Genomic DNA, 15,109 nt, shown 5'->3' on the forward strand with positions numbered 1-15,109 from the left:
GTTCCGTCTTTAACTTCCCGAAGAAGGGAGTAGGCGCTAAATGTCCACCTTAAGATTCACCGCACAAAACCGGTTTTTTACCCTCAATTTGCTGTCATCCTGGATACGGGCGCTACTGTCGAACAGCCTACTGGCCTGGCTGTTATTGGCGGCTGTTGTTTTTTCGCCACCCAGCCAGGCGGTACGTTTGGTGGATCTGGTTGATATAGAAGGTGTGCGCAGGAACCAACTGATCGGCTATGGCATGGTGGTTGGTTTGCAGGGTACCGGCGATCAGACCCGACAAACCGTTTTTACCAGTCAGTCCATGGTCAACATGCTGCGCCAGTTTGGTATTCAGTTACCCCCGGGGAGTGATCCGCGCATGAAAAATGTCGCTGCCGTCAGTATCAGCGCCAACCTGCCCACCTTTGCCCGCCCGGGAACCACGCTTGATGTGGTGGTTTCCTCGATTGGTGACGCCAAAAGTCTCCGTGGCGGTGTTCTTCTGGCGTCACCATTACGGGGTATTGATGGCCAGGTGTATGCCTTGGCCCAGGGTTCCGTGATTGTCGGTGGAGTTTCTGCCCAGGGCGCTACCGGCACACAGATCAATATCAATATAACGACGGTGGGGCGCATTCCGGGCGGTGCCACTATTGAGCAGTCGATTATTCCTCCCGAGATAACATCCGGTGTCGTACGACTGAATCTCAGGGAACAGAATTACAGCCAGAGCCGTATACTGGTCAAGGCTATCAATGATCACTTTGGCAGTCATATTGCCCGGGGAGTGGATGGCAGCCAGATTGAAGTCACAGTACCCGAGGGACAGAATAACCGGGTGACGTTTCTGTCCATGCTGGAGACTCTGGATGTTCCCCAGGGGGTCACCCCAGCCCGCGTCGTGATCAATTCCCGTACCGGAACCATCGTGATTGGTGCCGATGTCCGCATTCGCCCGGTAGCCGTGAGCAATGGTTCCACCACCGTGAAAGTCATGGAGCGTCCCAGCGTGATCCAGCCCAACCCGTTTTCCCTTGGGACCACACAAATCGAGGAGCAAAGCACCGTCGACATCATACAAAAAACCGGTGGCATGTTTATTGTCCCTGCCACCACCAGCCTGTCCGACATTGTTAATGTGGTGAACAGTGCCGGACTGACGCCCAATGAACTGATCTCAATTCTCCAGGCCATCCATGAAGCTGGAGCCATGGAGGGTGAGCTAGTTATCATGTAAGGAACTTTGCCATGGTTATCACGCCACTATCCCACCTCACCCACCCCACCCTACCCCTTGATGCGGGGGCCAGCAGGCCGGTCACCGGCAACAACCGTGCTTCCGAAGCATCATCCAACGACTTTATGCGGGTGTTGCTGGGGGAAGTGACCCGTCAATTGCAGAAAACCTCAGGAGTGTTCTCCGGCAAAGAGCACAAAGGCACGGCATCGCTGTTTCAGAACGAACTGGCCGGGGCGTTGCTGGCACAGTGTCTGGCAGACCGGCTGACGGAAAAACTGTCCGGTGACCAGCCATGACCGTCAACCATATCGGGCTCAGCGGGGTGAATGCTGCCGATATTCTGTTAAGTAATACCGCCCATAACATTGCCAATGCAGCAACCCCCGGGTTTAGTCGGCGACAGCCCATATTGATGACCCAACTGAGCCACTGGGGCGGTTTGCTGAATCAACTGGGTGGCGTCAGAGTACTTTATCTGATGCGGGTATCGAACGACTATCTTGATGACCAGGTGTTTCGCGCCACTGCCAGCCAGTCAATGGCAGACAGCTTTGCCATACCCATGGTGCAGCTGGATCAGTTGTTCGGTGGCGAAGATACCGGGTTAACCCATGTGCTCAATGGCTTTATTGGCAACCTGCAACGACTGGCAACACGCCCGGAGTCTATGCCCCTCAGGCAGCAATGGCTGGGCAGTGCCGGACAATTGGTGGACCGTTTTCATACCCTGGGTCAGCAGCTGCAGGTCCTCTCGCAACAACAGACCAGTCAGATCAGCAATGTGATCACCGAGGCCAATCGGCTGGGTGCGGCCATTGCTGATCTCAATAAGCAAATTATCGAACTTAATAGCTCCGATAATAAAAGCAGCGATGGCAACTGTGCGGACCTGCTGGACCAACGGGACAACCTGATTAATCAGTTGTCTGAACAGGTATCGGTGGAAGTTTATCGCAACAGCAATAACGCCGTTAACCTGGTGATTCCATCCAGCCAGGGGGCGATTCCTCTGATCATTGGCCCGCAGTATTTTGACCTCAGTATCAAACCGGACGCTGTAGACCCAATGAGCCCCGATGTGATGGTCAATATCCCGGGCGTCGCTGTTCCGGTCACACCGCAGCAGGGCCGGTTGGCAGGGCTGCAAACGCTCCATCGGGATGGGCTGATGCCGGTCATCAATCAGCTGGGGCGGTTGGCGGTGGTGCTGGCCTCGGAAGTGAACTCACAGCTGGAGCTGGGTGTTGATCTGGCCGGTAATAAAGGTACGTCACTGTTTCAGGATATCAACTCGCCATCGGCTATACAGCAGCGGGTCCTGCCGCAAACGGTTTCAGGAACGGAGGCATTGACCGTTGCAATCGGCGATATTTCACAGCTGGTCCCATCGGAATACCAGCTGGTATTTACCGCTTCTGATCAATGTCGTGTAACCAGACGGTCAGATGGGCAATCATTCAGTGGTAACCTGACGGCAGAAACGCCTTTTACCATTGATGGCCTTACCATTCACCTGACCGGAACACCGGCTATCAATGACCAGTTCCTGCTGACACCCTGGCGCCATGAAGCCACACAATTGAGCATTGTCCTTAACGCCCCTGAGCAGCTGGCGTTTGCGGCACAAGACTCAGGACCCGGCGACAACCGGAATCTGTTGACACTGCTTGGCTGTTTAAATGGTGATTCTGCCAACTCTCCCGATATACTGGAAGCTAATATTTTTCTTCAGTCGTCTGTTGCTAACCAGACGGCTTCTGCTGTACGACAGCAGAAAACCAGTCAGAGTTTATATCAGGCTGCAGTGGCAGAAAGGGAGAGTCTCAGCGGTGTTAATCTGGATGAAGAAGCGGCTAACCTGCTGCGATTCCAGCAGTTCTACCAGGCCAATGCACGCCTGTTACGAGCCAGTCAGATGATTATCGATGAATTGCTGGCAGCTTATCGGTGAGACCGATGCGGGTAAGTACAGCACAACAGCAGGCCACGGTTTTGCAGGATCTGCAGAACATCAGTCAGCGCCAGCTGGAAGGCTGGAACCAGGTGGCCACGGGCAAACAGATGACCCAACCAGCCAGGGCACCGGGCAGCTGGACGCACCTGCAGAGTGTGCACCGGGAGATCAGCCAGACGAACCATTACCTGGATTCCATTACTGCCCTGACCGCCCAGTTGCAACTGGAGGATACCCTGCTGCAGAGTTATACCGGCTACCTGCAGGATATCCGGGCGCTGGTGCTGCAGGCCAACAACCCCGGGCTGGCAGCGGTGGACCTGGCTACCCTCGGGCAGCAGGTTGTGCAGTGGCGAAACGCCATCATCGGGCTGTTAAACAGTCGTGATGCCGAAGGTTATTACCTGTTTTCCGGTTCCCGGACCAGCACACCGCCGGTGGCTGTTGCCACCGCCAGTGATGGCAGTGAATCGTTTGTTTTTAATAACAATAACGACATTCGGCAAATAACAATCGCCTCTGATATAACAATGTCGTCTACGGACAGTGCTGAATCTTTGTGCTTTACTGTGAACGACGGTGGATCAGGTTTTAATGTAATCATCATGCTCGGTCAGATAGCGCAGACACTTCAGGCTCCACCCGCCAACCTGTCAACGCTGCTTGCCGGTTGCCTGGTACAGCTTGATCAGGCACAAAATCAGGCTGGCAGCGTTCATGCCGCCCTGGGAACCCGGATGAAAGCACTGGACGGTATTCGCAGTGATCATCACCAGGCCAGGTTGTACTTTCAGGAGCAGGCGGGTCAGCTGGGTGATCTGGATTATGTCAGTGCCATCAGCCATCTGAATCTGCAGAAAGTACAGTATGAAGCCGCTCTTAAAGGGCTTTCCGAGGTAGCGAACCTGTCATTATTTGATTATCTCTAGGAGGCTGTTATGGCCATCAGTATCAACACCAATATTCCGTCAATGCAAGCCCAGATCAGTCTGGAGCGGGCCCAGAACGGTCTTGATACAGCGATGCAAAGGCTCTCGACCGGTTATCGCATCAACAGTGCCGCAGACGATGCTGCCGGGATGCAGATCAGTAACCGGATGAGTTCACAAATTAATGGCTTGAGTGTGGCGGTGCGAAATGCCAATGACGGCATCTCTATTGCCCAGACGGCGGAAGGTGCCATGACGGAAACCGCGTCTCTGCTCCAGCGGATGCGGGACCTGGCCGTACAGTCCGCCAGTGATAGCAACAGTAGAGATGACCGGATTGCCCTGAACGGGGAGCTGAAACAGCTGGTGGCGGAACTGAACCGGATTGCCGAGTCCACCACCTTTGCCGGACAGAAGTTGCTGGATGGCTCGTTCGTTAACAAGAACATTCAGGTGGGTGCCTACGCCAATGAGATTATTACCGTCAATGTCAAGAGTGTCAGCGGCAAAGACATTGGTATGGATGGGGCAAAGCTTACATTTACTGGCTTGGAACTGCCGGGGTCAACCGAGATTGCAAAACAGAGCCTGACGGTCGGGGTTAATGGCAATGAAAGCATTATTCCCATAGAGGCCGGGGATAGCGCCAAAGCCATTGCCAGTAAGGTAACAAGTGCGGTATCCGATATAAGCGGACAGGCAAAGACATCGGCAGAAGTGGTCTTATCAGCCGGAAGTACCACTACCTGGGACTCAGGCGACACCATTACTCTTACCGTGAATGGCAAGGAATACAAAACGCCGGATAATCTTGATACTATTGCTAAAGCCGTAAATAAACTGGAGGAACTGCTGGATTCGCAAACGCTTGAAGCAACGGTTGATTCCACAACGGCACACAGCCCTAAAATAACGTTGGTTGATTCCAGTGGTCAGAATATGACCCTGAAGGCAATAGCTACAGAAGCAAGTTCAGGTTCTAAAACGCTTGCCTTCACTGCCACTGCCCAGCCACTGGATTATGCAGGTGCTGCTCAGGGTTCGTCATCAACGGACATTACGAGCACTCCTATGAAAGTCGTGGGTGATATCCAGTGGGACGGTCTGGATAAAAACGCCACCTATACCATAAACAGCACTGGCGATTTATTGAAAACGCCCAACACTGCTATCACTGGTACTAAGGGTGACCCGGTTAAAATGTCGATAGATTCCATCGATATCACCGATTATGCTGGTGCGCAGCTAGCCATCAAAATCATTGATCAGGCGATAGCCGGAGTGGATTCCAACCGCGGCACACTGGGCGCCATTCAAAACCGCTTCCAGCACACCATATACAACCTTCAGAGCGTTCGCGAGAATATGATGGGCTCCCGAAGCCGGATTAAAGATACTGACTATGCCAGCGAAATGTCCCAATTGACCCGGGACCAGGTGCTGAAACAAGCCAGTATGTCCGGCCTGAACCGGGCCAACACCATGCAGCAGGAAGTCCTGGCTCTGTTGCAGTGATGAATCATTGAATGAATACTGTTTCGCCACTCCAAGGCAGTTTTGATCTGGGGACTGTGGTGGATGCTGTGGTCAATGCCGACATGGCACCCTCGGAAAATGCCCTGAAACGGCGGGAAAATCAGCTGTCCCGGGAGCAGGATTTGATGGTGTCGGTCTATCAGGCGGTCAGTAACCTGCAGCACTCCGCCCGGGCGCTGGTTCAGGAAGCCAGTCTCAACAGTCACCATGTGAATGGCAATGGCCACAGTCTTGGCCGCTGGGTTGCGGTTTCCAGTGAGTCCGACCGGGTTGGCGTCAGCGTCAGGGGCCGTCCTGATCCCGGCAGTTATCAGCTGTCGGTTCATCAGCTGGCCTCGCCGCAAATTATGGCCAGTCCGCCATTTGCCAGAGATACCGCCTTTAAGGAAGCAGGTACGCTGGATCTTGCTCTTAACGGTGGGCACTGGACGGTTAATATTGTTGCCAACAGTACTTTGGCCACCATCGCCAAATCCATTCAGCTGAGTACTCAGGGGAAAGTCCGGGCAACGGTCATTAACGGCAAGGCGGGGCAACAGCTGCTGCTGACCGGTGCAGAAAAAGGGGCCGATCTTCGTATGACGCTCAGTGGCACCGGAACCGGTGCCTACCTGGCGGACAGTATGTCAGAACAGGTGGCTCCGGCTGATGCATTGGTCAGTATCAACGGCGTAACGCTATATCTGCCCGGCAATGTCAACCAGCCGGCCATTAACGGGCTGAGCCTGACCCTGAAACAGGCGAACCCTGACCGGCAGTTATATATTGAGGTTAGTCAGGATGTTGAGGCACTGGTTAGCGCAATGTCGGAATTTGTCAATCACTGCAATAGCCTGCTGCAAACCAGTGACCCCAGGGACAGCCAGGGCCTCCAGATTGATGCGGGCACGCCCGCCTCCCTGAGGGGAATCAGCAGTCAGTTGCGTAAGCTGGTCAACGCCAGGTCTGCAGATACCGGGTTAAGCATTTCAGAGCAGATCACCAGTTTACTGGATCTTGGGGTCAGTACTGAGCGCAACGGTTTATGGTCTCTGGATGAAGCCTGGTTCCGTCACCAGCTGAATGCCATGCCCTACCCGGTCCTGCAGTTTCTGTCGGACCGGGAAAAGCCGGTGCTGGCACTGGCTCAGAAAATGGACACGCTGTTATCGGGCAGTGGCCCTTTAATATCGAGGATCAGTTATCTCTCCCGGGATTTGCAACGGCTGGCGTCGGACCAGTATGCCCTGGAGACGAGACGACAATTACTTCATCAGCGCACCAACCAGCAGTTTTTAAATATGGAGCAAACGGTACAGCGTATGAACCGGAACCTGACCTATGTTGACACTATTTGACCTGCGTGACCTGACTTTCACCACCGGCAATAAGGGGCGATTATGAAGTCTCCAGCCACTGAGTACACCCGTCATCAATACGGGCACCTGGCCCGGAAAGAGAGTATTTTCCAGCAGACCGCCCTGCTGTACCAATTATTCCTGGATGACCTGGACCGCTGCCACGGCCATATCAACAGTGGTGACAGTGCCGCCCGTGGAGAGCGGATTCATCACGCCCTCTCTATTTTGATGGTATTAAGAAACCAGGCCCTTGCCATGGTGGACAATCAGCAAGGTCAGCCCCCGTCGGCTAATGAACTGCCCGCCCGGCTGCTTGAATTATATGACCACTGCCTTGCATGTCTGACATCCGTGATCGCTGATAATGACACGGCTCCCCTGAAAACCGCCTGGTCTATGATCAATACCGTTAAAGGTGCCTGGGATGAGCTGGCCATACAGCAAAGGCAGATGACTGAGACTTGTTAAGGCTGCTGGCTGCTGGCTGCTGGCTGCTGGCTGTTGGCTGCAAAAGCATAAGCGGCCTGTTTTTTTCGGGCAGCGGGTGGCGGGAAGCGGGCAGCGCTTACTGAAATGTCTATTAAATGACAGTTCCTGAAGGGTAATCATTCCAAACAGCCATAAGCAGAAAGTTCGGTTTCCCTGACCATGCCATGGGGTGAATAGGGCGATGAAAGAGCCTGCCTGTTTATCGTAAACAGAGAGCCATCTTTTATGAATATTGAGACAGTTGGCACAGAGACTGAACGTGTGATCGACGCACGACGGAACAGTCCTGAAATAACTTCCGCATTTCCGATGCTATCCAGCCAAGAAAGAACTTTGCCACGGAGTGACGGAGTCACGGAGGAAAAGATTTTTTCTGTTCTCCGTGCTTCCTCGTCTCCGTGGCAAGAAGTTATTCAGGGACAATTCCTTCCAGCCTCGTATTTCCGGGAGGCGATAACCGGGCGGCTGTCTGTACAAAACGAGTCGGTGCAGAACGGACTGCCGGAAGACGATGGGTTTCAGGCAATTCTGCAGCAGATGATCGCACCTCTGGAACCGATAAATCCTGAGTGGGCTTCGAGTCCGTCTTTACATTTTGCTTCAAGTCCGTCTTTACATTCTGATTTACCATCGACTGTCTACACCAACACCAAGGCAACGGATTTCGCAGATTCCGGGGAGCCTAAAGACATACGGGCAATTGAGTGGGCCATGTCCACAGATGCAGAAGTTCCAGCGGTTCAACCTCAACCCGGATTGGATTTAAGTTTACAACACTTGCCGTCTGATCAGGATTTTGCCCGGAATCCTGAGCATAAGCGTGTTACAGTGACCGCCCCGCCTGAACCTTTCCTTCTAATGCAAGCAACGTCTGATCAACTGGCCCGGAGACCAGACTCGCCAGAGATGCTGCCGGTTAAGCCTGACCATCCGGGGGAAGAGGCTACCGGCCAGGCTGTGTTACCTGACGTTCAGCAAACCATGGAGATTGAGTCACTTCGGCAGTCTGCACAGCTTTCTATGCAACCCATACAAAAGCGGATACTGTCGAATCAGGAGGCTTTAGCCCCAGAGCCAACCCTGGAGCCGCCCGCCGATCAGGAAAGTCAGACAACCACACAGCCAGCAACAGCCGATGTATCGGATACACCTCTAAAAAGATTGGAGCCTGCCAGCGTCCGCCAGCCACTGCTCGGAAATCAATCACTCGGAAATCAATCGTCCGCAATTCAACCCAACGGGTTGACGGTAACAGCCCCGGTGCAAAATTGTTTGATGCTTGGCGGAAATCGTTATGCCCGGGCCGTTGCCGAGTTTCCCGGACTGGGTGCGGTGCAGGTGGTGATGACTCGCCATAACAGCGAGGTCACCGTGAATCTGCAAGCCAGCCAGCAGTCTCTGCCAGCCCTTGAAAGCTGTTCCTCTACACTGCACCAGCTGGTCAGCGACAGCATTCAGCAGATGCACATTCCCGGTAATTCAGTGAATAATGCTGTGAATAAAGAAGAGCCCGGTGGTTCTTCAGCAACGGAGTCCGGGCTGAAAATAGCATTCTCATTAACCACTCCTGATCATTCCGGGTCAGGCCGGGGAAGGCAGCATCCGTTGGCCGAAGAGTTGGCAGCAAGGTCATATTTTTCTGGGACAGAAGGAGATCTTTTGGCTTTAGCACCCCAAACCTCACAAGCGTATCGGTCACCCATTGCACTATCGCGGCACTCTGGTGTGGCGCTTATTGATCTGCATATTTAGCCATTGTTTAAAACAGTGCTTTCCTATGAATATGAAGACTGACGACGATGACCGTACCATAAAGAACAGTGCTTGTGCTCAGTGGCCAGCAGTGCAGCGTGGCGTGGTTAATTTCATCGCTCTTATCCTGGCAGGGGTTGTCATGCTTGCTATTGCTGGTGGTGCAACGTATTGGTTTTTTTTCAGGGAGGATGACGACTCAGTATCACCAGTGCCCACTGCGGCTTCACCGGGACCTGCACAATATCTGTCGTTTAAAGATATGATCGTCAATCTGGTCAATGATGAAACCTATGAACTCCATTATATGCAGTTATCCGTTTCTATCATGACCCGAAAAAGCAAATGCTTTGAACAAATGGAAAAGAATCGACCGGTCATTCTCAATGCCATGCTTGACCAGCTGTCATCCTGGACATTAGAGGATGTGATGATCCCGGAAAACCGAGAGGTATTACGGAAACAGCTTCTGAATACGGTTCGTCACAGGACAGGGCTATCACTTATTAAGGGGGTAGAGGATGTCTTTATCATTAATATGGTGATTCAGTAATCACTCAAGGAATTGTCCCGGAATAACTTCCTCTTTTTTGCCACGGAGTCACGGAGGAAAAGATTTTTTCTTTTCTCCGTGCCTCCGTGGCAAGCAAGGTTTTGTCTTTATTGGATAACATCGGAAATGTGGAAGTTATTGCAGGACAGTTCCTAAACCAGTGCTATTAACAACGTACCGGGTTTTGCATGCTATTGAGAATCGCTGGCTTTGCCATCCTGTTTCTAAGTGTTTTTGGCGGGTTTGTCATGGCCGGTGGCAAGCTGCTGGCACTGTGGCAACCCCCTGAGATTGTTATCATCCTTGGTGCCGCTATCGGTGCTTTTGTGATTTCCAACCCGGCCACTGTTCAGAAAATGACCCTCACTCATCTGAAATACGTACTGATCAAAAATAAAGAGTTCGACAAAGCCTTCTTTATGGATTTGCTGGCCCTGATGTTCCGCTTGATTGAAACCCGACATCGAAAGGGCATGAGCGCCATTGAAGACGATATTGAAACGCCGGAAAGCAGTGAGCTGTTTCAGAGCTATCAGCGCATCATATCCCATCCACGACTGCTCTATTTTATCACCGATAATTTACGGATTACCGGTATGGGCAGTATGCCCGGACATGCCTTTGAAGGTTTGATGGAAAGCGAGATAGAAACCCTTGAAGAGGATCTGAAACGCCCGGCAAAAGCACTGAACAGTATTGCTGATGCCTGCCCCGGCTTTGGTATTGTGGCCGCGGTGATGGGCATCGTGGTGACTATGGGTGCGATGGATGGGCCGGTAGAGCTGATCGGGGTCAAGGTAGCAGCGGCGCTGGTGGGTACCTTTCTGGGTATATTGCTGTGCTACGGTATTTTTGGCCCCCTGGCGGCAGCGCTGGAAAGCACCGAGCAGTGTGAAATGCTGGCGTTTGAATGTGTCAAAATGACGTTGCTTGCCAGCCACTCAGGGCTGGCACCGATTACCGCCGTGGATTCCGGGCGGCGGCTGCTTTATAAAGAGTTACGCCCTACATTCCCGGAATTGGAGGATATGCTGCAATCCCTGAGGGCTACCCATTAATGGCCAGGGCTTCAGATAGCGATCAGCCGATTGTTGTCCGTCGGGGACGGGGTTCCAACGACAATGCACACCATGGCGGCAGCTGGAAAGTGGCTTTTGCCGATTTTGCCATGGCCATGATGGCCCTGTTCCTGGTGCTCTGGCTGGTGGCCGCCACCACCCCCGTGCAAAAGGAAGCCATTGCCACCTATTTTTCCAACCCGGGTCTTCTCAACCGTGTTAGCAGTAACTCGCCGGTGGAGATGCAGGGAGAGCGCTCGATATTACCGGGAATACCAGTGCAGATACGGCCAAAGCCCTCCGGTATGACGGGTATGGAGATTGCCGGTCATAGCTCTGCCAGTGCCGAGGGCATCGCTGCCATTGTGCTCGGATTATCCAAACTGTCGAAAGAACAGGCCGGTGCGGCAAAAGACATTCAGCTGCGGACCTGGCCCAGGATGATTCTTATGACACTGGTTCAGGATAAAGCCGGCCCCATGTTTCCACCGGGAAGCAAGCAGCTGGTGCCATTTTATGAAGATTTTCTTATCGCCCTCGCCCGGGTTCTGGCAAAACTGCCCTTCAAAATCATTATTACCGGGCACTCCGATGGTGTGATTGGTTCTGACCTTAAAAATTCGACAGAACCCAGCCGGGTAAACTGGGAGCTTGCCGGACAACGGGCCGAAACGGTCAGGGAAGTCATTGTTTTTACCGGAGTGCCGGAAGATCAGATACTGTTATTAGCAGCCATGGGGACTAACCGGCCTATTCCGGGGCTGAATCCGGATTCAGGATTAAACCGCCGGGTTGACTTGATGCTGGTTCCCCGAAAAGACGCCAAAGGGTTGAGTCAGGAGTTCCAACATAAACGGCGTAAAGAAAAAGCACCCTCACCGGTGCCTTCATCGGATATGGAAAAAGCCATCCAGCAGGCCAGGGATAACCGTTATCCGGGATCTTCAAAGTGAACAAACACTTTATCAGCACAGGTTGCCAAGATCTGCATGGGAACAAGCCTTCTGGATAGGAACTGTCATTTAAGACATTTCAGTAAGCGCTGCCCGCTGCCCGCCACCCGCTGCCCGAAAAAAACAGGCCGCTTGTACTTTTGCGGCTAACAGCCAGCAGCCAGCAACCTTAACAAATCCCAGCCAAATGCAGAACTTATTCCAAGACAATCCCTTATCAGTGCAGACAACACGTCTTGAATTTCTTGCCGCTGCCACAGGGGTAACTGCTGAAAGGTAAATGACCTCCGGCATAGCCGGGGGTTTATCTGTGTTAATTATTGACCTGTATAAATTAAAATCGTCGTTTAATACTTAATCTGAAAACAATCTGAGAACTTGCTAAATTCAACTACACTGGCCAGCAAAACCTGTTGAATTTACGGAAAAGGCAAGCAGGAAAACATCACTGAGTACCGATCATCCTGAGTACTGAGACAGGTTAAACATACAAGCTTGTCGAAGTTATGAAGTTTGTTTGCGGTCGTAGAACAGTCGAAAGCTTTGGTAGTTAACAGCAGGCCCCTATGGAACCATTGATCAATACATTTGCTTCTGGTGTACCGATATACAGTAACTGCGTTGATGAAGGCGCGCTGGGCTTCGGCAACCGGAAAATAGCGCCTGTTCTGTGTCGTCACCACTTATCCCCCGGAGGAATTTTCCAGGGGCCTGATCAGCAGCCGGTACATGAGCGCATCTGTCAACCGTATCAACAGCTGGCTTTACCATTGCTGCCTGTGACCGAAACAGCACCCAGTAATGACAGTCGCTCTTGCCAACCTCATTGCGAAGCTCTGCCACTGCAAGTCTGTCGTTCCGGAAATACGGAGGAGTTCCGGCGGTTACTGGCAGCCAATCCGGGTATTGCCAAACCATCAATTGGACAGCGTGCAAATGCTACTTAATACCGGGGCGAAGAAGAAAAAGCAACCTGTTCAGTAAGAAACCGGAGTTCACATATCCCCGGCATTCAGGCGCATATTCCAGTGTGATAGTTGGCACAGTCTTTATTCAGGGAGGGCTGGAGAAAGACCAGCCCTTAGCCGATTTAGCCGTTCAATTGGTCGGGTTTGAAGTTATCTATGATTTTCCCGTTGAGGCACGATCTCAGAAATTTATTCATCCCAGTCATGTCTGCTGTTGCATAGAAGTCGAGCATTAACTGGTTAAACTCTTTCTGACGTTTTGCTGGCACATTGATAATTGGAAACCCATGTGAAAGCAAAATACCATTCATCATGAATCGTCCCATGCGCTTGTTCACATCCCAGAAGAACTGTGCTCTTGCCATTCTCAGAAAAGCAGTTATTGCCAAATCATAGACATCGTTACAACCAGCAATTTCCAACTCAATCTCAGCCCAGACATTATCAAGCTCTCTGGATGAGGGAGGTTCATATTCTGATCCACTAATCGTTACGTTACCAGTGCGAAAAGCGCCCCACTCTAAGGCTTCTTCTGCCCCTGCAATATTATGGATAGATAAGGCAACATCCTTTGAAAAAGTGAACTGATCTTCAGCCACCAGAGAGAACAGGTATTTCCATGCAGCTGCCTGGTTCAGAGCCATATTTTGATCGCTGATTTTGTGGCCACCAACGGTAATTCCGTCCAGTAATGTTTGAACTTCCGGTAAAGTCATTGCGACCCCTTCAAGATTCACTGCGTCGTATACCAGAGCAGGAATATCACGAACCGCTAGCTGCCTGGCCATCGCACGATCAGGACTCATCCCCCAAACTGTATCTTTTGCTGTTGCCATTAGCGCATCCGAAAAGCTGTGTTGAAATTTTCCTTATTATATCTGCATGAGTTCTGATCGTCACAATGCAGACGCTTGATCTAGTAAACCATTTCAATGAGTTTGAGGTGTGTAATCTCCGCTCAGGACGAACGAAGTTTGGGCGTCATTGATAGAGGGAACCCATCAAATACATTGAAACCGTGTACTAGAACGGCTAACGCCAAATTCAGCGGCACCGAGGGCGTCCGCAGGAATTTTTTTGTACGACCGTCATGGGTATGAACTGGATTTCAACGAATGCTTTCAGTACATCGAACCCTCCCGCATTCCCAGGCTTAGCCTGTTGCCATCAGGGCAGCTCCCTACTGAACTCCCTGACTGCACAGGTAATCATCATAAGTACCGTGGAAGTCGACAATACCGGTATCCTTGATTTCGATGATCCGGGTGGCCAGCGATGAGACAAACTGACGGTCATGGGAGACAAAAATCAGGGTACCTTTGTAGTTTTCCAGCGCCAGGTTCAAAGACTCAATGGATTCCATATCCATATGGTTGGTTGGCTCATCCATCAACAGAATATTGGGGCGTTGCTGGATCAGTTTGCCAAACAGCATACGGCCCTGCTCGCCACCGGAAATGACCCTTACGGATTTTTTCAGGTCACTCTGGGAGAACAGCATCCGGCCCAATACACCACGAATCACCTGCTCATCGTCGCCTTCATTCATCCACTGGCTCATCCAGTCGAACAGGTTCATATCCAGATCAAAATCAGCACTGTGATTCTGGGCGTAGTAACCAATATTGGCATTTTCTGACCACTGGATAGTACCCGTACGCGGTTCCATCTTACCTGCCAGAGTGTGCAGCAATGTGGTTTTACCGACACCGTTCTGGCCAATGATGGCAATACGCTCACCCACTTCAACCATCAGGTTTACTTTGCTGAACAGATCTTCTTCATAGCCCTGGCTCAGTTTTTCCACCACCAGTGCATTACGGAACAGTTTCTTTTCCTGCTCAAAGCGGATAAACGGATTCTGACGGCTGGAAGGCTTAATCTCTGCCAACTGAATCTTGTCAATCTGCCTGGCTCTGGAAGTCGCCTGTCGTGCTTTGGAAGCGTTGGCAGAGAAGCGGCTGACAAAGGACTGCAACTCGGCAATCTGGGCTTTCTTGCGGGCATTATCGGCCTGCAGGCGCTCACGGGCAGCGGTGGCTGCGGTCATATACTCATCGTAATTACCGGGCATCACCTGCAGCTTGCCGTAATCCAGGTCCGCCATATGGGTACAGACACTGTTCAGGAAGTGACGGTCGTGAGAGATGATGATCATGGTGCAGTTACGCTGCTTCAGGATCTCTTCCAGCCAGCGGATCGCATTAATATCGAGGTTGTTGGTGGGTTCGTCCAACAGCATAATTTCGGGGTCGGCAAACAGTACCTGGGCCAGCAGTATACGCAGCTTCCAGCCCGGCGCAACGGCACTCATCAGCCCGTAATGCTGTTCAATGGGAATATCCAGCCCCA

Annotated in this window: 14 protein-coding genes and 1 pseudogene; 12 read left to right on the forward strand and 3 right to left on the reverse strand. The window is 51.9% G+C overall.

Features of this window, described 5'->3' with window-relative positions; translation table 11 throughout:
• Positions 1 to 40 precede the first annotated feature (40 nt).
• The 11 genes from KDK15_RS14870 to KDK15_RS14920 all read left to right on the forward strand — a co-directional run bounded on the left by KDK15_RS14870 (position 41) and on the right by KDK15_RS14920 (position 11,789).
• Positions 41 to 1,222 carry a flagellar basal body P-ring protein FlgI gene (locus KDK15_RS14870; RefSeq protein ID WP_257296170.1) on the forward strand — a complete coding sequence of 394 codons (1,182 nt, stop codon included), beginning with the start codon at positions 41 to 43 and terminating at the stop codon, positions 1,220 to 1,222.
• 11 nt (positions 1,223 to 1,233) lie between these two features.
• On the forward strand, positions 1,234 to 1,521 hold the full coding sequence (locus KDK15_RS14875; RefSeq protein WP_257296171.1) for a hypothetical protein: 288 nt from the start codon (positions 1,234 to 1,236) through the stop codon (positions 1,519 to 1,521).
• A complete protein-coding gene (flgK, locus tag KDK15_RS14880) occupies positions 1,518 to 3,176 on the forward strand; it encodes a flagellar hook-associated protein FlgK (protein WP_257296172.1) in 1,659 nt (552 codons plus the stop codon). The genes KDK15_RS14875 and flgK overlap by 4 nt, the downstream gene beginning before the upstream one ends.
• Positions 3,177 to 3,181: 5 nt before the next feature.
• On the forward strand, positions 3,182 to 4,108 hold the full coding sequence (locus KDK15_RS14885; RefSeq protein ID WP_257296173.1) for a hypothetical protein: 927 nt from the start codon (positions 3,182 to 3,184) through the stop codon (positions 4,106 to 4,108).
• 9 nt (positions 4,109 to 4,117) lie between these two features.
• On the forward strand, positions 4,118 to 5,623 hold the full coding sequence (locus KDK15_RS14890; RefSeq protein ID WP_257296174.1) for a flagellin: 1,506 nt from the start codon (positions 4,118 to 4,120) through the stop codon (positions 5,621 to 5,623).
• 11 nt (positions 5,624 to 5,634) lie between these two features.
• Complete coding sequence (gene fliD / locus KDK15_RS14895; protein WP_257296175.1) at positions 5,635 to 6,981, forward strand: flagellar filament capping protein FliD; 1,347 nt, start codon at positions 5,635 to 5,637, stop codon at positions 6,979 to 6,981.
• Positions 6,982 to 7,023: 42 nt separating this feature from the next.
• Entirely contained in the window at positions 7,024 to 7,452 is a 429-nt protein-coding gene (fliS, locus tag KDK15_RS14900) for a flagellar export chaperone FliS (RefSeq protein ID WP_257296176.1), read from the forward strand.
• A gap of 246 nt (positions 7,453 to 7,698) precedes the next feature.
• On the forward strand, positions 7,699 to 9,225 hold the full coding sequence (locus KDK15_RS14905; RefSeq protein WP_257296177.1) for a hypothetical protein: 1,527 nt from the start codon (positions 7,699 to 7,701) through the stop codon (positions 9,223 to 9,225).
• Between the two features lie 25 nt (positions 9,226 to 9,250).
• The gene (gene fliL, locus KDK15_RS14910) at positions 9,251 to 9,778 is read left to right on the forward strand and encodes a flagellar basal body-associated FliL family protein (protein ID WP_257296178.1); all 528 of its coding nucleotides are present in this window, start codon (positions 9,251 to 9,253) and stop codon (positions 9,776 to 9,778) included.
• A 188-nt stretch (positions 9,779 to 9,966) separates the two neighbouring features.
• Positions 9,967 to 10,836: a flagellar motor stator protein MotA gene (gene motA / locus KDK15_RS14915; protein WP_257296179.1), complete on the forward strand. Its 870-nt coding sequence runs from the start codon at positions 9,967 to 9,969 to the stop codon at positions 10,834 to 10,836.
• Positions 10,836 to 11,789: a flagellar motor protein MotB gene (locus KDK15_RS14920; protein ID WP_257296180.1), complete on the forward strand. Its 954-nt coding sequence runs from the start codon at positions 10,836 to 10,838 to the stop codon at positions 11,787 to 11,789. The genes motA and KDK15_RS14920 overlap by 1 nt, the downstream gene beginning before the upstream one ends.
• Before the next feature lie 217 nt (positions 11,790 to 12,006).
• Here KDK15_RS14920 and KDK15_RS21545 read toward each other — a convergent pair.
• Positions 12,007 to 12,051, reverse strand: a pseudogene (locus tag KDK15_RS21545) (SEC-C metal-binding domain-containing protein); the annotation flags it as partial.
• Between the two features lie 304 nt (positions 12,052 to 12,355).
• Here KDK15_RS21545 and KDK15_RS14925 point away from each other — a divergent pair.
• Positions 12,356 to 12,736: a hypothetical protein gene (locus KDK15_RS14925; RefSeq protein ID WP_257296181.1), complete on the forward strand. Its 381-nt coding sequence runs from the start codon at positions 12,356 to 12,358 to the stop codon at positions 12,734 to 12,736.
• Between the two features lie 143 nt (positions 12,737 to 12,879).
• Here the strand turns inward: KDK15_RS14925 and KDK15_RS14930 are convergent, their stop codons facing one another.
• The gene (locus tag KDK15_RS14930) at positions 12,880 to 13,593 is read right to left on the reverse strand and encodes a Fic family protein (RefSeq protein WP_257296182.1); all 714 of its coding nucleotides are present in this window, start codon (positions 13,591 to 13,593) and stop codon (positions 12,880 to 12,882) included.
• Between the two features lie 344 nt (positions 13,594 to 13,937).
• Positions 13,938 to 15,109 (reverse strand): ATP-binding cassette domain-containing protein (locus KDK15_RS14935; protein WP_257296183.1); only part of this gene is annotated, 1,172 nt, incomplete at its 5' end.

Origin of the sequence: Endozoicomonas sp. YOMI1 (assembly GCF_024606345.1) — a bacterium.
GTDB lineage: Bacteria > Pseudomonadota > Gammaproteobacteria > Pseudomonadales > Endozoicomonadaceae > Endozoicomonas.